This window comes from Nocardiopsis eucommiae (assembly GCF_965344335.1).
GTDB classification, from domain to species: domain Bacteria; phylum Actinomycetota; class Actinomycetes; order Streptosporangiales; family Streptosporangiaceae; genus Nocardiopsis; species Nocardiopsis eucommiae.
The window spans coordinates 1-20806 of the sequence record NZ_CBDRIY010000061.1 but is presented as its reverse complement, the minus strand read 5'-3'; the positions used below and the strand labels follow the sequence as shown (position 1 = coordinate 20806).

Here is a 20806-nt window from a genome sequence, read left to right as displayed (position 1 = left end):
CCTGAACGTACAACGGACCGACCCGGCTCCGACTGGCGGGGTCGCCCGCTCAACCGCTGAGTACCGGACGACGACCGTTGATGACGTGGGTCACCAGCTGGACGAGGACCTCCTTGGACGACTCGCGCTCCCTGGCGTCTGCCATCAGCAGCGGCACCTCCGCCGGTATGTCCAACGCCTCCCGTACCTCCCCCGCCTCGTAGTGCGCCGCACCGTCGAACTGGTTGACCGCGACCACGAACGGCACGCCCCGGCGCTCGAAGAAGTCCACCGCGTGGAAGCAGGTGTCCAGCCGACGCGTGTCGGCCAGCACCACGGCACCCAGGGCGCCCTCCACCAGCTCGTCCCACATGAACCAGAAGCGGTCCTGCCCCGGTGTACCGAACAGGTACAGCACGATGTCCTCGTTGATGGTGATACGACCGAAGTCCAGGGCGACCGTCGTGGTGGTCTTGTTCTCCACTCCCCCGAGGTCGTCGACCCCCTGGCTGGCCTCGGTCATCACCTCCTCGGTGCTGAGCGGGGTGATCTCGCTGACGGAGGCCACCATCGTCGTCTTTCCCGCGCCGAACCCTCCGGCGATGATGATCTTGACCGCTTGGGGTATCGCCTCCGGCGCCTCACGCGCCTCCTGCGCTCCCGGTCGGTTCTCAGAGTCTGCGGATGCCATCGAGTACCGCCTGAAGTACTTTCTTCTCGGGAAGCTGGGCCACGGGCATCGCTGCCCGCGTGTGGACGTCCCCCTCGGCCACCAGGTCTCCGAGGAGCACCTTGACCACGGTCAGGGGGATGTCCAGGCGCGCGGAGATCTCCGCGACCGAAATGGGCCTGCGGCACAGGGTCAGGATCGCCTGGAGCTCGGGGTCCCGGGCACGGTCCTCACGGTCGGGGGCCGCCATCACGATCGTGATCAGGTCCAGTCCGCGTCCCGCGCTGCCCGGTCGGGTCCGTCCCCGGGTCATCGTGTAGGGACGGACCAGCGGCCCGGCAGGGGCGTCCCCCGGCGTGATCCCGGCGGCGGGACCCTCGGAGGTGGGGTGGCCCCGACCACGGTGCCAGGTGGGGTGTGCGCGCCGCGTGGGACCGCCCACGCCCTCCCCCTCCCTCACGGGCGGCACGCTCGACAGCGAGCCGCCGCGTTGTTCACCAGGGGTGCTCACGAGCTCCCGCCTCCCATGGCCGTGAGGTGGCCCGGCCGTCGTGGCGGCGCGGTGAGGAACTGACCCACCCTCTTGACCCGGAGGTTCATCTCGTAGGCGACCAGTCCGACGTCGGCGTCCTCGGTCGCCAGGACGGCCAGACAGGCCCCGGTGCCCGCCGCGGTGACGAACAGGTACGAGTGCTCCATCTCCACCACGGTCTGACGGACGTCCCCGCCGCCGAAGTGGCGCCCGGTGCCCCGGGCCAGGCTCTGGAACGCGGAGGCCACCGCGGAAAGATGCTCGGCGTCGTCCGAGATCAGTCCCCGGGAGCGTCCGAGCAGCAGTCCGTCGGCCGACAGCACGATCGCGTGGCTGGCTCCCACGACACGGTCGACCAGGTCGTCCAGGAGCCAGTCCAGGTTGTCCGCGGCCTTGCTCATGCCCACCATCTCAGTCGCTCTCTCCTGTGTGGTCGTCGGCGCCTGCACCGACCTGGTCATCACTGCTGTGCCCGAGCCCTTCGTGGCCGATCTCCTCGGCTCGACCGCGTCGGGTTCCGGCGCTGAAGGCGTCCATCATGCGGCGTGCCTGTTCGGGGCTGCGTTGCGACACCGGTTCGGTGTCGTGCGGATCCGCGCCGGTCGAGGGGTCGTCGCGGAGCTGGGGTGCGAGGTTGGCCTGGCGCCTGCGCCGTGGCAGTCCGGCCCGGTCCGGTCTGGTCCCGATCGTCGTCTCGTCTCCTCCTCTTCGGGGCAGGGGCGCGTGGCCCGTGGGGCCGGGCTCCTCGCCGGGCCCGTGCGCGGGCTCGGGGGTCGGCTCGGGTTCGGGTGTCAGGTCCGGCACCTGGCGCAGCAGCGGCCCGTGGGGAACGTGGTCGCCCGTCTCGTCCGCGGGCCGGTCGTCGTGTTCGGGGACCGACCGCAGGACCGGGCGGGCGTGCCGGGGGCCCGCCTCGGCCGCCAGCAGGTCGGCGGGGTCGTCGTGCTCGGTACCCGCGTGGGGTTCCGGGCGGACCGATCCGGAGCGGGCGAGCACCGCCGCTCGGGGACGCTCCACCGGCGCACCGCCGCTGGAGACCACCAGGGCGCTGGGCACGAGCACCACGGCGCGGGTGCCTCCGTAGGGCGAGTGCCGCAGCTGCACCCCGATCTCGTGCTTGAGCGCGAGCCTGGCCACGACGAACAGGCCGAGGCGGCCGTCCGTCCCGGGGGTCATGACGTCGAACTCGGGTGCCTCCGCGAGCGTGGCGTTGTTCTCGTCCAGGACCTCCTCCGTCATCCCCAGGCCCCGGTCCTCGATCTCGATCACCACGCCCTTGGGGACGTTGTCGGTGGCGATGGTGACGTTCGTGTGGGGTGGCGAGTAGGCGGTCGCGTTCTCGACCAGCTCGGCCAGCAGGTGGATGACGTCGGCGACGACCGCTCCCACCAGGGACAGGTCCGGCACGGAGGTGAGTTCGACGCGGGCGTACTCGTCCGTCTCGGAGATGGCGCCGCGCAGGATGTCCACGAGGGGGACGGGGTGGCGCCAGCGCCGTCCGGGCTGGGCGCCGCCGAGGATGATGAGGTTCTCGGCGTGACGGCGGCCCCGGGTCGCGAGGTGGTCGAGCTGGAAGAGGCTCTCCAGCAGGTCCGGGTCCTCCTCCTCGCGCTCCACCCGGTCCAGGAGCTGGAGCTGGCGCTGCACCAGGGACTGGTTGCGGTGGGCGATGCCGAGGAAGACCCGGCTGACGCCCGCCCGGATGTCGGACTGCTTGACAGCGGCGCCGACAGCGGTGCGCTGGGCGATGTTGAAGGCGTCCGCCACCTGGCCGACCTCGTCGGTGCCGTGGTCGAGCTGCTTCATCTCGGTGTCGAGGTCCACGCTCTCGCCCGCTTCCAGGCGGCGCACGATTCGGGGGAGGTCGCTGCGGGCGATCCCGAGCGTCTCCGCGCGGAGCCTGGCCAGTCGGTAGGTGAGTCGGCTGGCGGAGCTTGCGGCCACCCCGTAGGCGACCGTTCCCGCGAACAACGAGGTGATGCCGCCGCCGAGGGCCATCGTGAACATCCACGAGCTGGCCTCCTCAGTGGAGGTCACCACGCTGTCCACCCTGTCCGTGGTGACCTCCGTCAGCCCGGCGTTGACCTCGTCGGCGGCCTCGCGCCAGGCGCCGAGGCCGGCGGGCGGGGCGTGGTCGCGGTGGAGCTCCCCGGTGATGGGGTCGACCTCCACCGGTGCCTCGTGCTGGACGAGGGTGTCGGCCACCCCCATGGCCCGCGCCCACGCGGCGCCGCGGGTGATCCGCTCGACGCTGGCGGCCTGGTCCTCCTCGGCGGCCTCCGCGGTGTCCGTGCCGGTCTCGGCCCGGGCGACGGGCCCCTGCCCCTCGGAGAGCTCGTCGGGGGGTTCCTCCGCGCTCAGCCTGCGGCGCGTGTCCCCCGTGAGGGAGGCGATCTCGGCCTGGTGCGAGCGGGTGAGGTCGTTCTCGGCGAGCACGGCGGTGATGACGGCGTCGGCGTGGCCGAAGCTCTCCTGGGCCCACAGGAGGTTGTCGGCCTCGGAGGCGGCGTCGGAGACGAGCCCGTCGTCGAGGCCCTGGACGGTGGTCGAGTAGAGCCGGATGCCCTGCTCGACGGCGCCGGTGTAGGTGTCCAGGACGTCGGCCACCGCGCCGGGGTCGGCGAGGTTGTCGGTACGCAGCGCCTGCACGTCCTCGAGGGAGCCGAAGAACGCCAGGGCCAGCGCCTCGGGCTCGTCTCCTTCGCCCTCCAGCGTCTCGCGTACCTGGCGGAGCTGGGCGAGGGTCTCGTCGGTCGTTCGCGCGGCCTCGACGAGCGCCTGACGGGTCTCGCCTCCGGGGTCGGTGACGAAGTCGACGCTGAGTCGGCGTTCGTCCTGGAGTGCGGTGAGCGCCCCGGCGAGGTCGGCCCCCGCACGGCCGTCGGTGACGGAGTGGTGCAGTGACAGCGCCTGCGCGAGGGTGGCCGTGCTGAGCAGGATGAACAGCGCGAGAAAGGTGATACTGGGGATCAGCACGATCCGGTTGAGCTGTGTTCTGATTCCTGGCCCGCTACCGGACCTGGGCCCGCGACCCGTGCTCACTGGCTGACCCACTGCGCTCCTCCCACGGACTCGACGCGGGCACCGGAGACCACGCCTGGTGCGTGCCGGTCCCCGCACGGGTCGTCACGGTACGCGCAGATGGAAACACGTGCGGTGTCCGCAGACTCAGGACGCTACCGCACTCTTCCCCTGGGCGCGTGGGGAATCGGAGATTGGATTCGCTCGCGGGCACGGGCACGTCGCGCGCCCTTGGGGTGGTGTGTACACGCATGTCAGACGATGGGGGCTTAAGTCCGACCTCGCCGCGTTCCATGCGTCGAGGACATAGGCTGCTGCCCATGACGCAAGAGGACCGAGACCTGGACCGCCTGGTGCGGGGACGCATCCGCGCCCTCCGGGTGGCGCAGGGGTGGTCGCTGGAGGAGCTGGCCGCTCGGGCCCGGCTGAGCCAGTCCACCCTGAGCCGGATCGAGAACGGGCAGCGGAGGCTGGCCCTGGACAGCCTGGTGACCCTGGCCCGGGCGTTGGACACCACCCTGGACCAACTGGTGGAGAGCGCCACCGACGACGTCGTCTCCAGCCCGATGGTGGACGGTGCCCACGGAACGCTCCGGTGGCCGGTGCGGGCCGACCCCGGCATGACCGTCATGCGGCAGAGGCTGACCGACCCCCCGCCGGACCAGCCCTCGCGGATGCGGGCGCACCCGGGGCGGGAATGGCTGGTCGTGCTGTCCGGAACCGCGGTGCTCCTCCTGGGCGACCGGCGCATCCGGATCGAAACGAACCAGGCGGCCGAGTTCCCGACCATGCTTCCGCACGCGATCGGGGCCGAGGGTGGTCCGTGCGAGATCCTCGGGATCTTCGACCGCGACGCGCGCCGGGGCCACCAGCGGGGCGGCGCCGAGACCTCACCCTCCTGAACCTGGGCGGACGGACTGCGGACGGACTTGCGCGTTCGGCACCCCCCGAGGAGACTCTCTTGCCTTTGGCGAAAGAAGTGCTGCCACTGACGCAAGGTCGGCCTAGCCTGGCCGCATGACGCACTCTCACAAGCAGCACGGACACCACTCGGCACACAACCGGCACGGCCACACCACGGAACACGCGCACGAGCGCGGCGCGCACGACCAGGCCCTGATCCTCGACCTCGACGCACGGGTGACGGCCCCGCTGACCGACGACGTCATCGCCTGGCTGCCCCTGGTGGGAGACCCGCGCGAGATCGTCGACCTGGGGGCCGGAACCGGGGCCGGAACCCTCCCGCTCCTCGCCCGCTTCCCGGAGGCGCGCGTGACCGCCGTCGACTCCTCGGCCGAGCACCTCGACCGGCTGCGGGCGAAGGCCCGGGAGGCCGGGGTGGCCGACCGCGTGCGCACGCTCCTGGCCGACCTCGACCAGGCCGACTGGCCCGACCTCGGTTCACCGGACCTGGTGTGGGCCTCGGCCTCCCTGCACCACATGGCCGACCCCGACCTCGCCCTGCGCCGGACCCGCGACCTGCTCGCTCCCGGAGGGCTGCTCGCCCTGGTCGAGCTCTCGGGCTTCCCTCGGTTCCTGCCCGAGGACGCCCCGGCGGAACGACCGGGGCTGGAGGAGGCCCTGCACGCGGTGAGCGACCGGTGGCACACCGGTCACGTGCCGCACCGGGGCGCGGACTGGGCGGAGAAGCTGACCGCCAACGGGTTCCGTGTCGAGGGTGAACGCACCCTGACGGCGGAGCTGGAGGGCTCCGGAGACCCGGTGGTCGTGGAGTACGCGCTCACCAGCCTCCGCCGCCTGAGGGAGAGCGTGGTCGACGCGCTGGTGCCCGAGGACCTGACCGCGCTCGACCGGCTGCTGGACAGCGGGGACCCGGGCGGGATCGCGCACCGGGACGACCTGACGGTGCGTACCGTGCGCTCCGTCTGGGCCGCCCGCCGCTCGGACTGATCCGGCCCGTCCGGCGGACGGCCGACGGGGCCGCGACACCGCCGGGCCGCACCGGTGGGGACCACTCCGGTCCGAGATGTGCCAACGCGTCCGGCGATGAACCCGGTGATCCGGCACCACTGGCGGATCGGCGCCCCGGTCAGGGGGTCGTGGACGACCACTGACCGGGGCACACATTGCACACCAACGATCTAGGCCGTGAAGGCCTTGCGGTGCTCCTCGACGTCGGCGCGGAGCCGGTCGAGCTGCTCCGCCACGCGGACAGGGGCGGTCCCGCCCCGGCCCGCGCGGGAGGCCAGGGAGCCCGCGACGGTGAGGACCTCGCGCACGCCCGGGGTCAGGTGCTCGGAGATCTCCGCGAAGTCGGCGTCGGTGAGCTCGGGCAGGTCGATCCCGCGCTCCTCGCACACCCGAACGCAGGTACCCGCGATCTCGTGGGCGTCACGGAAGGGGACGCGCTCACGGACCAGCCACTCCGCGATGTCCGTGGCCAGGGAGAATCCCTGCGGGGCCAGTTCGGCCATCCGGTCGGTGTGGAAGGTGAGCGTGGCGACCATGCCGGTCATGGCGGGCAGCAGCAGGTGCAGGCTGTCCACGGCGTCGAAGACCGGTTCCTTGTCCTCCTGGAGGTCCCGGTTGTAGGCGAGCGGGAGCCCCTTGAGGGTGGTGAGCAGGCCGGTGAGGTCACCGACCAGTCGGCCGGCCTTGCCCCGGGCGAGTTCGGCCACGTCGGGGTTCTTCTTCTGCGGCATGATCGAGGAGCCGGTGGAGAAGGCGTCGTCGAGGGTGATGAAGGAGAACTCCTTCGTCGCCCACAGGATGACCTCCTCCGAGAGCCGGGACAGGTCCACGCCGATCATGGCGGTGACGAAGGCGAACTCCGCGACGACGTCGCGGGCGGCGGTGCCGTCGATGGAGTTCTCCGAGGACGCCGGGAAGCCGAGTTCGTCAGCGACCGCCTCCGGGTCCAGGCCCAGGGAGGACCCGGCCAGGGCACCGGAACCGTACGGGGAGACGGCCGCGCGGCGGTCCCAGTCCCGGAGCCGTTCGACGTCGCGGACCAGCGGCCAGGCGTGCGCCATCAGCTGGTGGGCGAGCAGGACGGGCTGGGCGTGCTGGAGGTGGGTACGGCCCGGCATGGCGGCGTCGGGGTGGGCCCCGGCCTGGTCCGCGAGGGCGCGTACGAGGTCGAGGAGCTGGTCGGCGATGGACCGGGCCTCCTCCCGCAGGTACATACGGACCAGGGTGGCGATCTGGTCGTTGCGGGAGCGCCCGGCGCGCAGCCGTCCGCCGAGTTCGGCTCCGACCCGCTCGATGAACCCGCGCTCCAGCGCGGTGTGCACGTCCTCGTCCTCCAGCACGGGGGTGAAGTCCCCCGAGGCCACGTCGGCCTCCAGCCGGTCCAGCCCCGCGATCATGCGGTCGAGTTCGTCGGCGGTGAGCAGCTCCGCGCGGTGCAGGGCGCGGGCGTGGGCCCGCGATCCGGCGATGTCGTGGCGGGCGAGGCGCCAGTCGAAGTGGGTGCTGAGCGAGAGGCGGGCCAGGGCCTGGTCCGGTCCGCCCTCGAAGCGGCCGCCCCACAGGCGCAGGGCCTCGGGCTGGTCGGCCATCGTGGTCTCCTTCGTGACGTTTCGGGTGGTGCGGGACGGCGCCTGGGCCGTCCGGAGCCGGGGTGCGACGGCGCGTGCCGTCAGGGTCTGCGGTCGGCCAGCCGCAGCAGCGCCGCGGCCAGGTCCTCCCCGCCCCGCGGGTCGCGGGAGATCACCAGGATGGTGTCGTCCCCGGCGATGGTCCCCAGGATGGCGTGGAAGTCCGTGTGGTCGATGGCCGAGGCGAGGTACTGCGCGGCCCCCGGCGGGGTACGCACGATGACCATGTTGGCGGAGGCCTCGGCCGAGACGAGCAGGTCCTCGGCCAGCCGGGTGAGGCGGGCCCCGGAGACCTGTTCGAGGCTGAGGGTGTCGGGGCGGGTGCGCTGAAGGCGTTCGCCGCCCTCCCCCGGGAGCACGTAGGCCAGGTGACCGTCGGCGGTACGGAGTTTGACCGCGCCCAGTTCGTCCAGGTCCCGGGAGAGGGTGGCCTGGGTGACCTGCACCCCCGCCTCGGAGAGGCGCTTGGCCAGCTCCCCCTGGGAGCGGACGTCCTCACGGGTGAGGACGTCCGTGATGCGGGCGTGCCGGGCGGCCTTGGTCATGGGGGCCGGGCCGCTGGGGTCGTGGCTCATCGCGTCTCGGGCTCGGACTCGGGGTCGTCGCTGCTCTCCAGCAGGTGGGTGAGCAGGGCCTTCTGCACGTGGCGCCGGTTCTCGGCCTCGTCCCAGACCACGCTCTGGGGGCCGTCGATGACCCCGGCGGTGATCTCCTTGCCCCGGTACGCGGGCAGGCAGTGCAGCACGACGGCCTCGGGCCGGGCGGCGGCCATGAGCGCCTCGTCGACGATGTAGGGGCGGAAGGGGGCCTCGCGGTCCTCCTTCTCGTCCTCCTGTCCCATGGAGACCCAGGTGTCGGTGGCCACCACGTCGGCGCCCTCGGCCGCCTCCCGGGCGTCGGTGGTGACGGTGACCGATCCGCCGGTGCCCTCCGCGATCTCGCGGGCCCGGGTCAGCACGACCTCGTCCGGGTGGAACCCCTCAGGGGCGCCGATCCGCACGTGCATCCCGGCGGTGGCGCAGCCCAGGAGGTAGGAGTGGGACATGTTGTTGGCGCCGTCACCGAGGTAGGCGAGGGTGAGCCCGGCCAGGAAGCCCTTGACCTCGCGGACCGTCTGGAGGTCGGCGAGGATCTGGCAGGGGTGGAACTCGTCGGTGAGCGCGTTGATCACCGGGACGCCGATGTGCCGGGCGAGGTTCTCCACGTCGGCCTGGGAGAAGGTGCGCCAGGCGACGGCGGCGACCTGGCGCTCCAGGACGCGGGCGGTGTCCTCCAGCGGTTCGCCGCGCCCCATCTGGGTGCTGCCGGAGTCCAGGACCAGCGGGCTGCCGCCGAGGTCGGCCACGCCCACGGAGAAGGACAGCCGGGTCCGGGTCGAGGGCTTGTCGAAGAGCAGGGCGACGGTGCGCGGCCCGGCCAGGGGACGGTACGCGAAGCGGTCCCGCTTCATCTCGTCGGCCAGGTCGAGGACGCGGGTCTGCTCCTCGGGCGTGAGGTCGTCGTCACGCAGGAAGTGGCGGGTCATGACTGCTGCTCCTTCGTGGCGGCGGCTTCGGCGGCGTCGAGGATGGTGGGCAGGGCCTCGATGAACACACCGATCTGCTCGGGGGTGATCACCAGGGGCGGGGCCAGTCGGATCGCGTCGGGCGCGACCGCGTTGACCAGGAAGCCGCGGACCGCCGCCTGTTCCTGGACGTGCGCGGCGTGCGGCCCGGTGAGCACGAGCGCGCGCCAGAGCCCGCTGCCGCGCTGTCCGGACAGGAGGGGGTGGTCGATGCCCTCGATCTGCTCGGCGAGCAGGTCGCCCATCACCTTGGTGTGGGCGAGCAGGCCCTCGGTCTCGATGGTGTCGATGACGGCCAGCGCGGCGGCGCAGGCCACGGGGTTCCCGCCGAACGTGGAGCCGTGGTCGCCCTTCTGGAAGGCGTCCGCGAAGCGGCCGAAGCCGACGCAGGCGCCGATGGGCAGCCCTCCGCCGAGGCCCTTGGCGAGGGTGAGCACGTCGGGGCGCACGCCCTCCTCCTGGTGGGCGAACCACTGGCCGGTGCGGCCGATGCCGCTCTGGATCTCGTCCAGGACGAAGGCGGCGCCGGTGCGGTCGCACAGGGCGCGGACCCCGGCGAGGTAGCCCTCGGGGGCGGGGACCACTCCGGCCTCCCCCTGGGTGGGTTCGACGAACACGGCCACGCAGTGCTCGTCGACCGCCTCGGTGAGGGCGTCGATGTCGCCGTGGGGAACGAAGCGCACATCCGTGCCGTAGGGGCCGAAGGGCTCGCGGATGGAGTCCTTGCCGGTCAGGGCGAGGGCCCCGGCGGAGCGGCCGTGGAAGCCCTTGGCGGCGGCCACGAAGTAGTGGCGGCCGGATCCGGCGGCGCGCTTGACCAGCTTGAGCGCGGCCTCGTTGGCCTCGGTTCCGGAGTTGGCGAAGAACACCTTGGCGTCGCCGCCGACCAGCTCGACCAGGCGCTCGGCCAGCTGGACCTCGCGCTCGTGCACGAAGAGGTTGCTGGTGTGGGCGAGGGTGGCCGCCTGGTGGGCGACCGCCTTGACCAGGGCGGGGTGGCCGTGACCCAGGCTGGACACGGCGATGCCCGCGATGAGGTCGAGGTACTGGCGGCCGTCGGCGTCGTAGACCTCGCAGCCGCGCCCGAGGGCCAGGGCCACCGGCGGCACGCCGTAGTTGGGCATGAGCGAGGCGGCGAAGCGCTCCCTCAGGTCGCTGCTGGTCACTTGTGGTCTCCCGTGTTCGGTTCGGAGGTGTGGGTGGGGCGCCAGGGGCGCGGGTAGTGGCCGTTCCCGGAGAGGAGTTCGGCCTCCAGCTCCTCGTCGGCGACCATCGTGCCGACGCCCAGGTCGGTGAAGACCTCGAGGAGCAGGGAGTGCGGCACACGACCGTCGATGATGTGGGCCTGGGGCACGCCGCCCTCGACCGCCGTCAGACAGGCCTCCATCTTGGGGAGCATCCCCGCGGAGAGGGAGGGCAGGAGGGCGCGCAGTTCGTCCACGTTGAGGCGGCGGATGAGGTCGGTGTTGGCCGGGTAGTCCGCGAACAGGCCCTCGACGTCGGTGAGCATGATGAGCTTGCTCGCTCCCAGGGCGACGGCGAGCGCGGAGGCGGCGGTGTCGGCGTTGACGTTGTAGACGCCGCCGTCGTCGGCTCGGGCGACGCTGGAGACCACGGGGATGCGGCCGTCCGCGATGAGCGCGGAGACCGCTCCGGGGTCGACCTCGCTGACCTCTCCAACCCGGCCGATGTCGACGGTCTCGCCGTCCACCTGCACGCTCTTGCGTTCGGCGTAGAGGAGGTTGGCGTCCTCACCGGACATACCGACCGCAAAGGGGCCGTGCTGGTTGACCAGCCCGACGATCTCGCGGTTGACCTGCCCGGTGAGGACCATCCGGACGATGTCCATGGCCTCGTCGGTGGTGACCCGCAGCCCGGCGGTGAAGCTGGACTCCACTCCGGAGCGGTCCAGCATGGCGCTGATCTGGGGTCCGCCGCCGTGGACGACGACGGGGCGCAGGCCCGCGTAGTAGAGGAAGACGATGGACTCCGCGAAGCGGACCCGGAGCTCCTCGCTGATCATGGCGTTGCCGCCGTACTTGACCACGACCGTGCGACCGTGGAAGCGGGAGAGCCAGGGCAGCGCCTCGATGAGGTGCGCCGCCTTGTCCATGGCCTGGGCCTGGTCCTGCGTGGTGGGTGTCGCGGAGTTCACTGGTGGGCCTGCCTGTCCTGGGGGGATCCGGGTTCGGAGGTGACGGACGCGGGCGTGTCCGCCGCGATCTGGGCCGCGAGCTCCTCGCAGACCCGGGTGAGCAGGAGGGCGACCGCCGGCTCGTCCGGGGTGACCGGGGCCGCGCCGCTGGCCATCAGCAGGACGGTGTCGTTGGTGCCGGTCAGCGGGGCGAGAGCCGAGGCGGTCGCGTCGGTGACCAGGCGCTGGCACTGTTCGGGGGTGAGTGCGGCGTCGGTGGTCAGGACGCACAGGGCGGAGCCGACGGAGGCGTCGGGGCCCTTGGCCATGCCGCCGACGGTGACGCCCTCGCCGCGTCGGAAGGCGAACTTGGCGACGGTGTCGTCGGTGCGGACGGCGTCGGCGGCGGCGAGCCCGCCGCCCCGGGCCGCCTGGGCGAGGGCGTCCGCCACGGCGGTGTTGAGGGGGTCGGTCCTCGGTACGGTGCCGACCTCCCCGGCAGAGCAGAGCGCGACCTCGGCGGCGGAGTCGGCCAGGAGGTCGGCGGTGTGCTCGGCCTGGGCGTGGGCGGCCTGGAAGCCGAGCGGTCCGGTGGCGGCGTTGGCCCCGCCGGAGTGGAGGACGACGGCGCGGACGCGTCCGCCCGCGACGACCTGCCGGGTCCACAGGACGGGGGCGGCGGGCTCGGGGTGGTCGGTGAAGACCGCTCCGGCCGCGCGTGCGGGGCCGTCGTTGACGACGACGGCCAGGTCACGGGTGTGGTCGGTGCCGGTTCCGGTGGTCACACCGGCGGCGCGGAAGCCCTGGGGCGCGGTGACGCTCATGTCGGCACTCCCTAGGGCGCGACTGCGGCGAGCGGGAGGCCGGTGGTCTCGGGCAGGCCGAGGGCGAGGTTGGTGCTCTGGACCGCTCCGCCGGCGGTGCCCTTGGTGAGGTTGTCCAGGGCGGCGACGACGACCATGCGACCGGCGTCGGGGTCCACGGTGACCTGTACGAGCGTGGTGTTGGCGGCGAGGGTCATGGCGGTGTTGGGCCAGGTGCCCTCGGGGAGCAGGTGGACGAAGGGTTCGTCGGCGTAGGTGGTCTCGTAGGCGGCGCGCACCTGGTCGGCGGTGACCCCGGGTTTGAGGGGCGCGGTGCAGGTGGCGAGGATGCCGCGCGGCAGCGGTGCCAGGACCGGGGTGAAGGAGAGGCGGACCGGTTCGCCGGTGACGGCGGTGAGGTTCTGGACGATCTCGGGGTTGTGCCGGTGGGTGCCGCCGACCCCGTAGGGGCTGAGGGCTCCCATGATCTCGCTGCTGACCAGGTTGGGCTTGGGCGCCTTGCCCGCCCCGGAGGTGCCGGTGACGGCCACGACGGTGAGGTCGGTCTCGACGAGCTGCTGGGCCAGGCCGGGGAAGAGGCCGAGGGTGGCGACGGTGACGTGGCAGCCGGGGACGGCGATCCGGCGGGCGCCGGTGAGGCGGTCGCGCTGGCCGGGGAGTTCGGGGAGGCCGTAGGGCCAGGTCCCGGCGTGCGGGGTGCCGTAGAAGCGTTCCCAGGCGGCGGCGTCGTTCAGGCGGAAGTCGGCACCGCAGTCCACGACCAGCACGTCGTCACCGAGCTGGTGGGCGATGTCGGCGGACTGCCCGTGCGGGAGGGCGAGGAAGACGACGTCGTGGCCGCGCAGTTCCTCGACGGTGGTGGGCACGAGGGTGCGGTCGGCCAGCGGAAGCAGGTGGGGCTGGTGCTGGATCAGGGGGGTCCCGGCGTTGCTGCCCGCGGTCAGGGCGCCGATCTCGATGTCGGGGTGTCCCAGGAGCAGACGCAGCAGCTCGCCCCCGGCGTAGCCGCTGGCTCCGGCGATGGCCGCTGTGTATCCCATGGTGAGACCCTCTCTGACTCGCTTGGACTGAACCATCATGCATGCCAGTGTAATTTTATGCAACTGACGGCGGTCGAAGCGGGGGTGCGCGGGGAGGGTATGGCGGGTCGAGCGGCGACCCGGCCGGGGGGACGGCGGGTCAGTTCCCGGGCATGCGCGTGGCGAGGTCGGCCAGGCGGGAGGTGTGGCCCTTGCCCTCGGTCCGGGACTCGCGGCGGTCGGCCGTCCGGTAGAGACCGCGCACGACCTGGGTCCCCATCCAGCGCAGCGGCTCGGGTTCCCAGCCGCGCACCTCGTGCCCGACCCACGGCAGGCGGGTGAGGTCGCTGCTGCGCCCCAGGACCAGGTCGCGCAGGGTGCGACCCGCGAGGTTGCTGGTGGAGACGCCGCTGGTGGAGTAGCCGCCCGCCCAGCCCAGACCGGACGCGGTGTCCAGGTTCACCGTCGGTGACCAGTCCCGGGGCACCCCGAGCACGCCCGACCAGGCGTGCTCGATCGGGGCGTCCGCGACACCGGGGAACATCCCGGTCAAGGAGCGCCACAGTTCGGCGATGGCCTGGGGCGCGGTGGCCCCCTCGTTGTCCTCGGAGGCGCCGAGGCGGTGCGGGGCGCCCCGGCCGCCGATGGCGATGCGGTCGTCGGCGGTGCGCTGGGCATAGACGTAGGAGTGGGCGGAGTCCCGCAGGAGCTCACGGCCCTCCCATCCGATGTCCTCCCACAGCTCCGCGGCGATCGGCTCGGTGACGATCATCGAGGAGTACATGGGACGCCACCGGCGGCGCTGCCCGCGCAGGGTGGAGGTGAAGCCCTCGGTGGCCCGCAGCACGTGGTCGGCGCGGACGGTGCCGTGCTCGGTGACCACGGACGGACGCTCGGACCCCTCACGGGGCCGGATCTCCGTCACCGGGGTGTCCTCGAAGATCTCGACGCCCAGCGCCTCGACCACGCGGGCCAGACCGGTGACCAGCTTGGCCGGGTGGACACGGGCGGCGTGCCGCGAGTAGGCCGCGGCGACCGCGCCGTCCACCGTGATCGGGGGCGCGTGGTCCGGGTCGACCATGTGGATGTCGTCGGGCCAGTAGCCCCAGTCCTGGAGGTGGTCGATGTGGGCCCGGAGACGTTCGTGCTGGGCCGCGTTGCTGGCGACCAGGCGCATGCCGCCCTTGACGACGTCGGCCTCGATCCCCTCGGCCTCGGTGACCGCGACCACCTCGTCCACCGTGTTCATCAGGGCACGCTGGAGCGCGATCATGGCGGGCTTGCCATGTGACCGTGCGTAGTCCTCCTGGGAACCGGAGAACTCCGCGGACAACCACCCTCCGTTACGCCCCGACGCCCCGAACCCGGCGAACTCCCGCTCGACGACGCAGACGCGCAGGTCAGGCTGGTCCTTCTTGAGGTAGTAAGCGGCCCAGAGACCGGTGTACCCGGCCCCGACCACGCAGACGTCGTAGTCGGCGTCACCGGGGAGGGGGGATCTCCGTTCGGGCAGACCGTCCTCGCGGAACCAGAAGGAGACGCCACCGTTGGCGAAGCGAGAGGACCGGGGAATGGGCCTCATCTGGGCAGCAGTGGTGAACAGCCTCATTCGTTCCCCCCGGAACCTCAGTGCTCCCGACCCACCCCGCATGGGCCCCCGAACTCTGGCCAACCTACATGGGAACGAAGGCGCATGGGATGTTTTCGGCACATTCACGTGGATCGACACCCCGCGAGAGTGGGGATTCGACTACGTAGAGTCGCCGTTCGGGGTTCGCCTCAGTCGCGAGCGCTGTCACGGAGCGTACGCGCGATGGCGGCGAGTTGTCTAACCCCCGCCTCCCCCAGCGGCGCGAGCACGTGCTCCCGGAGACGCTCGACGTGCCGCACGCGCGTCGCGACGATGAACTCCAGACCCTTCTCGGTGAGGGTGGCGTAGACGACGCGCCGGTCACTGGCGCAGTTGTGTCGTTCCAGGTAGCCCTCCTTCTCCAGGCGGTCCGCCAGCTTGGTGAACCCGCCCGTGCTGAGGCTGACCTCGCGCGCCAGACGACTCATCGGCAGCTGGTGACCGGGGGTGCGCTGGAGGCGGATGAGGACCTCGAACCACGGACCCGCCATGTCCCTGCCGTCCGGGGTGATCCCGTGCAGCAGGCGCGGCTGGATCGTGCTCATCGCCTCGTGCACCAGCCCCCAGGCCGTGATCAGATCGTCGCCGCTGGGACCGGCCTCCAGCGGTTCGGCGACCTCCCCGCCGTCCCGCTCCGCCGTGGCGTCTCCCTGTGCCGTCATGGTCTGCCCCCTGCCGTGTGACCGGGGACGTCGACCCTACGCACCCCGAAGAAGTATCTTCCCAGTAAATATTACCGTACGATACCAGTACTCGACAGAGGTTTCCTAGGAAAATAATCAACCCACCGGCGCCGTGCACCGGTGGGCTCTACGCGTCCTGCCGTGGGGTCCTTTCACGGGGAGCCCGGAGACCCCGGGCTCCCCCTCGTCAGTGTCGGTCCATGACGGCGTCCAGGGCCCCGTACAGGGTGGACGTCAGGTGCTCGACCTGCTCCCAGGTGATGATCAGGGGCGGCGAGACCAGCAGTGCCTTCGGAATCGGACGGACGATGACGCCGCGCGCGCGGGCCTCCGAGAAGACCTCCGCCGTGGTGATCCCACGCTCGGTCAGCGCCTCCTCCGTGAGTTCCACCGCGCCCATCACCCCGACCCCGGAACGGACCTCGGCCACCAGCGGGTGGTCGGCCAGCCCGCGCAGCGCGGAGTCCAGGTGGGTCTCCACCTCGCGGGAGACCGTGAACAGGTCCTCGCGCTCCAGGATGTCCAGGTTGGCCATGGCCGCGGCGCACGCGGACGGGTGGCCCGCGTAGGTGGTGCCGTGCAGGAACGGGTTGCCCTCCTGGTTCCAGAAGGGGTCGGCCACACGACCGTTGACCACGACCCCGCCCAGCGGCAGGTACCCGCTGGAGACGCCCTTGGCGAAGACGATCATGTCCGGGCTGACCCCGAACCGCTCGATCCCGAACCAGTTCCCCAGACGGGCGAAGCCGCAGATCACGCTGTCCACGACGAAGAGGACACCGTACTTCTGACAGATCCGCGCCACGTCCGCGAAGTAGTGCTCCGGCGGCAGGAAGACACCGCCCGCGCCGATCACCGGCTCCGCGAAGAAGGCGGCGACGCGGTCGGCCCCGACCCGCAGGATCTCGGCCTCCAGGGCCGCGGCGGAGTCGTGCGGGACCACCGAGGTGTCCTCGATGAGCTTCCCGTAGCCGGAACGGAAGCGTTCCATCCCGATCATGCTCGTACCGAACCCGTTGAGGCCGTGGTACCCCCCGGTCCGGCTGATCAGGTGCTGCCGCTCCGGCTGGCCCTGCGTGACCCAGTAGGCCCGCGCCAGCTTGGCGGCGGTGTCGATCGACTCCCCTCCCCCGCAGGTGAGGATGACGCGCGGGTCGTCGACCGGGGCGTGGGCGGCGAGTCGCTCGCTCAGCTCCATCGCGGGTACGTTGGCGAAGTCCCCGTAGACGGTGTAGGCGTCCAGGGTGCTCATCTGTCGGTGGACCGCGTCCGCGATCTCCGCGCGACCGTGCCCGACGTTGGAGTACCAGAGGCTGGCGGTACCGTCCAGGTACCGGTCACCGAACTGGTCCCAGAGCCACACGCCCTCGGCGCGGGCCACGACGAACTCCGGGCCCTTGGCCACGGTGTTCATATCACAGAAGGTGTGCCAGAGGCGGCTGGGCTCCCGGTGTTCCTTGGGAGCGAGCGCGGACGAGACAACCGTTTCGGTCATATGGCGACCTCCGAGCCGTGACATGCGCGAGAACGCGCAGCGGAAAACGGATCTGACCCCTCCCTGGGCGCCCAGGTCGTGGCAGGTACTCGCAGGCTAAGTTCTCAAGCCGCTCCACAGCAAGAGCCAAAACGAGCTTTCATGCCCCGAAACCCAAACTTCATTCCGGCTACCCCCGCCGCCTCGCACTAAAACCCTTACTACGCTGGAAAGACACCCCTCCAATTTTCTTGAAATCCGAACTCTCACTCTGCATGTTTCACAACGGAGGGGGGTCTTCTCGCATTCCGTCTGAGCGGGGTCCGACTGCCTCTCACAGCGAGAACGCCGAAGGGCGGGGCGCGTCCCCCTCACAAGGGAGAACCCGCCCCGCCCGCCGTGTCGGCGCCCCTCTCCCCGGAGGGGCGGGTGCCGACCGGGATCAGCCGCGCAGGACCGCGCCGGTCCGCTCGGTGGCCAGGGCGACGGCGGCGTCGCGCGCGGCGCCCGCCTCCTCGGCCGTCAGCGTCCGGTCCTCGGCCCGGAACCGCAGCGCGAAGGCCACGGACTTACGCCCCTCACCGACCTGCTCGCCGGTGTAGACGTCGAACAGCCGCACACTCTCCAGGAGGGGGCCGGCCCCCTCGGCCAGCGCCTCACTGATCCGGCCGACCGGCACCGAGGCGTCGACGACCAGGGCCACGTCCTGGGTGGCCACCGGGTAGGTCGACACCGTCGGCGCGGGCGCGTCGGAGCGGGCCCGCTCGACAGCGTCGAGGTCGATCTCCGCCGCGGCGGTGCGCTCCGGCAGTCCGAACGCCTTGACGACCCTCGGGTGCAGTTCGCCGGCGTGGCCGACGAGCACGCGCTCGCCCTGCACCCCCACGTACAGTGCGGCGCAGCGACCGGGGTGCCACGGAGCACGGGTGTCCGCCTCGACCTCCAGGTCCACCCCGGCGACCCGGGCGACGTCCCGGGCGGCCTGGACCGCGTCGGCCCAGGTGGCCGCGCGCCCCTCGCCCCACCAGCCCGCACGCTCGGCGGCGCCGGTCACGACCACGCCCACGCGGCGCGGCTGCTCGGGCAGGGCCGCGTCGATGAGCGCGAGCTCCTCCGCGCCGGGGCCGCGGTCCACCGGCAGGATCGGGGCGCGGGTGGCACCGGGAACAGGCAGGTACACCAGGCCCGTCTCGAACAGGGCGACGTCGGTGAGCCCACGGCCCACGTTGCGGGCGAGGGCCTTGAACAGCCCGGGCAGGAGGGTGGTCCGCAGCAGCGGCTCCTCCTCGCTGAGCGGGTTGGCCAGGCGCAGGCTGGCCCGGCGCGGGTCGTCGGCGGCCAGCTGGAGACCGTCGAGGTCCCGCTCGGCGGTGAACGGGTAGGACAGCACCTCGTTGAATCCGGTGTCGGCCAGGACACGGCCGACCGCGCGGCGCAGGCGCTGACCGGAGGTCAGGCCCCGTCCGGAACCGCTGGGCCGGATCGAGGGGATGTTCTCGTACCCCTCGAAGCGGATGATCTCCTCAGCGAGGTCGTTGGGGTCGGTGACGTCGGGCCGCCAGGTGGGCGGGGTGACCCGGAGCAGGTCCCCGTCCGTCTCGACGGCGCAGCCGACGGCGCGCAGCCACCGCTCGCTGGTGCCCTCGGGGTAGTCGACCCCCGCCACGCTCGCCGCGTGGGAGGCCCGGATGACGATGGGCTCGCGCGGAGTGGACTCGTCGACGACCGTGTAGGCGGTCTCGACGGTGGCGCCGCCGAGTTCGGCCAGCAGCTCCACGGCGCGGGTGGCGGCGGCGAGTTGTGCGGCGGCGTCGATGCCGCGCTCGAAGCGCCGGGAGGCCTCCGAGGACAGCTGGTGCCGACGGGAGGCACGCGCGACGCTCATGGCGTCGAAGTGCGCGGCCTCGATCAGGACGCTGGTGGAGACCAGGCCGATCTCGGTGTCGAGGCCGCCCATCACACCGGCGATGGCCTGGGCACCGGAGTCGTCCGCGACGACGATGTCGTCGGTGTCCAGGGAGCGCTGGACGTGGTCCAGGGTCTCCAGCTTCTCCCCCGCCACGGCCTGGCGGACCCGGATCGCGCCGTCGACGCGGTCGCGGTCCCAGGCGTGCAGCGGCTGACCGAGTTCGAGCATCACGTAGTTGGTGACGTCCACGGCCAGGGAGACGGGGCGGATCCCGCACTGGTGCAGGCGGCGCTTCATCCACAGCGGTGTGGGCGCCTCCGGGTCGAAGCCGGTGGCGCCGCGCAGCACGAGGCGGTCGCAGCGCGCGGGGTCCTCGATCGCACCCGGGTGGCCGGGCCCGGTGGCATCGGCCACGGTGACGTCGGCGGGGTCGTGCAGCGCGACCCCGTACAGGGCGGCGACGTCGCGCGCCACGCCGCGCAGGGACAGCGCGTACCCGCGGTCGGGGGTGACGGCGATGTCGAGGACGTCCTCGCGCAGGCCGAGGGTGGCGATGGCGTCCGCACCGGTCTCGGCGAAGCCCTCGGGGAGCACGACGATGCCGTCGTGGTCCTCCCACAGGCCGAGTTCGGTGGCGGAGCAGATCATGCCCGCCGACATCCGCCCGTAGGTCTTGCGGGCGCCGATCCGGAAGCCCCCGGGCAGTTCGGCGCCGGGCAGGGAGACGACGACGAGGTCGCCCTCGACGAAGTTGCGGGCGCCGCAGACGATCTCCTGCGGTTCACCGGTGCCGTTGGCCGCGCCCACGTCCACCCTGCAGTGGCGGATGGGCTTCTTGAAGCCGGTGAGCTCCTCGATCTCCAGCACGCGGCCGAAGACGACGGGCCCGGTCAGGTCGGTGCCGAGCTCGTCGACGGTCTCGACCTCCAGCCCGGCCAGGGTCAGCCGGGAGGCGAGGTCACGGGCGGAGACGTCGGCCGGAAGCTCGACGTACTCACGCAGCCAGGTCAGGGGGACGCGCATCAGTTCTCACTCCCGAAGGCCGAGGTGAAGCGGATGTCGCCCTCGACCATGTCGTGCATGTCGCGCACACCGTGCGCGAACATCAGTGTCCGTTCGATTCCCAGGCCGAAGGCCCAGCCGCTGTAGACCTCCGGGTCCACCCCGGCGGCGGTGAGCACGCGCGGGTTCACCACGCCGCAGCCGCCGATCTCGATCCAGCCCTCGCTGGAGCAGGTACGGCAGGGCCGGTCGGGGTCGCCCACGGAGGCGCCCCGGCAGACGAAGCACTCGATGTCCACCTCGGCGGAGGGCTCGGTGAACGGGAAGTAGGAGGCGCGGAAGCGGGTCCGCAGGCCCTCACCGAAGACGGACTCGACGAAGGCGTCGATGGCGCCGCGCAGGTGCGCCAGGGTGATACCCCTGTCGACCACGAGGCCCTCCAACTGGTGGAAGACCGGGCTGTGCGTGGCGTCCAGCTCGTCCGTGCGGAAGGTCTTGCCGGGCGCGACCACGTACACCGGCAGTTCGCGCGAGAGCAGCGCGCGGATCTGGACCGGGGAGGTGTGCGTGCGCATGACCAGGCCGGACTCGCCGCCGTCGGGGCCCTCGACGAAGAAGGTGTCCTGCATGCTGCGGGCCGGGTGGTCGGGCTGGAAGTTGAGGGCGTCGAAGTTGAACCACTCCGCCTCGATCTCCGGACCCTCGGCGACCTCGAAGCCCATCCCGACGAACACGTCGGTCATGCGCTCCGCGACCGTGGTCAACGGGTGGCGGGGGGGGGGGGGGGGGGGGGGGCGAGGGGAGG

At 72.0% G+C, this 20806-nt stretch carries 18 protein-coding genes; 2 read left to right on the top strand and 16 right to left on the bottom strand.

Going from position 1 to position 20806, the window contains the following annotated elements:
- Positions 1-49: 49 nt before the first annotated feature.
- From ACRWK8_RS25540 to ACRWK8_RS25525, 4 genes are read right to left on the bottom strand one after another with little or no spacing between them, the layout of a single operon-like run.
- Entirely contained in the window at positions 50-670 is a 621-nt protein-coding gene (locus ACRWK8_RS25540) for a GTP-binding protein (protein ID WP_431873090.1), read from the bottom strand.
- Positions 651-1109, bottom strand: a complete 459-nt coding sequence (locus ACRWK8_RS25535) for a DUF742 domain-containing protein (protein ID WP_378747158.1) — start codon at positions 1107-1109, stop codon at positions 651-653. Before ACRWK8_RS25535 ends, ACRWK8_RS25540 begins: the two co-directional genes overlap by 20 nt.
- A 47-nt stretch (positions 1110-1156) precedes the next feature.
- Positions 1157-1591 carry a roadblock/LC7 domain-containing protein gene (locus ACRWK8_RS25530; RefSeq protein ID WP_378747117.1) on the bottom strand — a complete coding sequence of 145 codons (435 nt, stop codon included), beginning with the start codon at positions 1589-1591 and terminating at the stop codon, positions 1157-1159.
- Between the two features lies 1 nt (position 1592).
- Complete coding sequence (locus ACRWK8_RS25525) at positions 1593-4235, bottom strand: sensor histidine kinase (RefSeq protein ID WP_431873089.1); 2643 nt, start codon at positions 4233-4235, stop codon at positions 1593-1595.
- A gap of 287 nt (positions 4236-4522) precedes the next feature.
- Here ACRWK8_RS25525 and ACRWK8_RS25520 point away from each other — a divergent pair, with 287 nt between their 5' ends.
- Positions 4523-5104: a helix-turn-helix domain-containing protein gene (locus ACRWK8_RS25520; RefSeq protein WP_352387786.1), complete on the top strand. Its 582-nt coding sequence runs from the start codon at positions 4523-4525 to the stop codon at positions 5102-5104.
- A gap of 115 nt (positions 5105-5219) precedes the next feature.
- Entirely contained in the window at positions 5220-6113 is an 894-nt protein-coding gene (locus tag ACRWK8_RS25515) for a class I SAM-dependent methyltransferase (RefSeq protein ID WP_431873088.1), read from the top strand.
- A gap of 191 nt (positions 6114-6304) precedes the next feature.
- Here ACRWK8_RS25515 and argH read toward each other — a convergent pair whose 3' ends face one another.
- The 12 genes from argH to pheS all read right to left on the bottom strand — a co-directional run.
- Positions 6305-7723, bottom strand: coding sequence for an argininosuccinate lyase (argH, locus tag ACRWK8_RS25510; protein ID WP_378747120.1), 1419 nt, complete (start codon positions 7721-7723; stop codon positions 6305-6307).
- Between the two features lie 80 nt (positions 7724-7803).
- A complete protein-coding gene (locus ACRWK8_RS25505; protein WP_378747121.1) occupies positions 7804-8337 on the bottom strand; it encodes an arginine repressor in 534 nt (177 codons plus the stop codon).
- Positions 8334-9287 (bottom strand): ornithine carbamoyltransferase, encoded by a 954-nt coding sequence (gene argF / locus ACRWK8_RS25500; protein WP_431873087.1) that lies wholly within the window; start codon positions 9285-9287, stop codon positions 8334-8336. The genes ACRWK8_RS25505 and argF overlap by 4 nt, the downstream gene beginning before the upstream one ends.
- Positions 9284-10492: an acetylornithine transaminase gene (locus ACRWK8_RS25495; RefSeq protein ID WP_378747123.1), complete on the bottom strand. Its 1209-nt coding sequence runs from the start codon at positions 10490-10492 to the stop codon at positions 9284-9286. Before ACRWK8_RS25495 ends, argF begins: the two co-directional genes overlap by 4 nt.
- Positions 10489-11439 (bottom strand): acetylglutamate kinase, encoded by a 951-nt coding sequence (argB, locus tag ACRWK8_RS25490; protein ID WP_378747160.1) that lies wholly within the window; start codon positions 11437-11439, stop codon positions 10489-10491. Before argB ends, ACRWK8_RS25495 begins: the two co-directional genes overlap by 4 nt.
- Positions 11440-11477: 38 nt before the next feature.
- Positions 11478-12284 (bottom strand): bifunctional ornithine acetyltransferase/N-acetylglutamate synthase, encoded by an 807-nt coding sequence (locus ACRWK8_RS25485; protein ID WP_378747124.1) that lies wholly within the window; start codon positions 12282-12284, stop codon positions 11478-11480.
- Positions 12285-12295: 11 nt separating this feature from the next.
- Positions 12296-13324, bottom strand: a complete 1029-nt coding sequence (gene argC, locus ACRWK8_RS25480) for an N-acetyl-gamma-glutamyl-phosphate reductase (protein ID WP_378747125.1) — start codon at positions 13322-13324, stop codon at positions 12296-12298.
- Positions 13325-13463: 139 nt separating this feature from the next.
- Positions 13464-14885: an NAD(P)/FAD-dependent oxidoreductase gene (locus ACRWK8_RS25475; protein ID WP_378747126.1), complete on the bottom strand. Its 1422-nt coding sequence runs from the start codon at positions 14883-14885 to the stop codon at positions 13464-13466.
- A gap of 197 nt (positions 14886-15082) precedes the next feature.
- Positions 15083-15478, bottom strand: coding sequence for a MarR family winged helix-turn-helix transcriptional regulator (locus ACRWK8_RS25470; RefSeq protein WP_378747161.1), 396 nt, complete (start codon positions 15476-15478; stop codon positions 15083-15085).
- A gap of 325 nt (positions 15479-15803) precedes the next feature.
- On the bottom strand, positions 15804-17030 hold the full coding sequence (locus ACRWK8_RS25465) for an aminotransferase family protein (protein WP_431873095.1): 1227 nt from the start codon (positions 17028-17030) through the stop codon (positions 15804-15806).
- Between the two features lie 502 nt (positions 17031-17532).
- Positions 17533-20022 carry a phenylalanine--tRNA ligase subunit beta gene (gene pheT, locus ACRWK8_RS25460; RefSeq protein WP_378747127.1) on the bottom strand — a complete coding sequence of 830 codons (2490 nt, stop codon included), beginning with the start codon at positions 20020-20022 and terminating at the stop codon, positions 17533-17535.
- Positions 20022-20806, bottom strand: a 785-nt coding sequence (gene pheS, locus ACRWK8_RS25455) for a phenylalanine--tRNA ligase subunit alpha (RefSeq protein ID WP_431873086.1), incomplete at its 5' end; no start/stop codon positions are given. The genes pheS and pheT, both read right to left, overlap by 1 nt.

Coding starts and splice junctions, on each gene's coding strand:
- ACRWK8_RS25540 (WP_431873090.1), bottom strand. CDS start 670: ATGGCATCCGCAGACTCTGAGAACCGACCGGGAGCGCAGGAGGCGCGT.
- ACRWK8_RS25530 (WP_378747117.1), bottom strand. CDS start 1,591: ATGGTGGGCATGAGCAAGGCCGCGGACAACCTGGACTGGCTCCTGGAC.
- ACRWK8_RS25520 (WP_352387786.1), top strand. CDS start 4,523: ATGACGCAAGAGGACCGAGACCTGGACCGCCTGGTGCGGGGACGCATC.
- ACRWK8_RS25515 (WP_431873088.1), top strand. CDS start 5,220: ATGACGCACTCTCACAAGCAGCACGGACACCACTCGGCACACAACCGG.
- argH (WP_378747120.1), bottom strand. CDS start 7,723: ATGGCCGACCAGCCCGAGGCCCTGCGCCTGTGGGGCGGCCGCTTCGAG.
- ACRWK8_RS25505 (WP_378747121.1), bottom strand. CDS start 8,337: ATGAGCCACGACCCCAGCGGCCCGGCCCCCATGACCAAGGCCGCCCGG.
- argF (WP_431873087.1), bottom strand. CDS start 9,287: ATGACCCGCCACTTCCTGCGTGACGACGACCTCACGCCCGAGGAGCAG.
- argB (WP_378747160.1), bottom strand. CDS start 11,439: ATGGACAAGGCGGCGCACCTCATCGAGGCGCTGCCCTGGCTCTCCCGC.
- ACRWK8_RS25485 (WP_378747124.1), bottom strand. CDS start 12,284: ATGAGCGTCACCGCGCCCCAGGGCTTCCGCGCCGCCGGTGTGACCACC.
- argC (WP_378747125.1), bottom strand. CDS start 13,324: ATGGGATACACAGCGGCCATCGCCGGAGCCAGCGGCTACGCCGGGGGC.
- ACRWK8_RS25475 (WP_378747126.1), bottom strand. CDS start 14,885: ATGAGGCCCATTCCCCGGTCCTCTCGCTTCGCCAACGGTGGCGTCTCC.
- ACRWK8_RS25470 (WP_378747161.1), bottom strand. CDS start 15,478: ATGAGCACGATCCAGCCGCGCCTGCTGCACGGGATCACCCCGGACGGC.
- ACRWK8_RS25465 (WP_431873095.1), bottom strand. CDS start 17,030: ATGAACACCGTGGCCAAGGGCCCGGAGTTCGTCGTGGCCCGCGCCGAG.
- pheT (WP_378747127.1), bottom strand. CDS start 20,022: ATGCGCGTCCCCCTGACCTGGCTGCGTGAGTACGTCGAGCTTCCGGCC.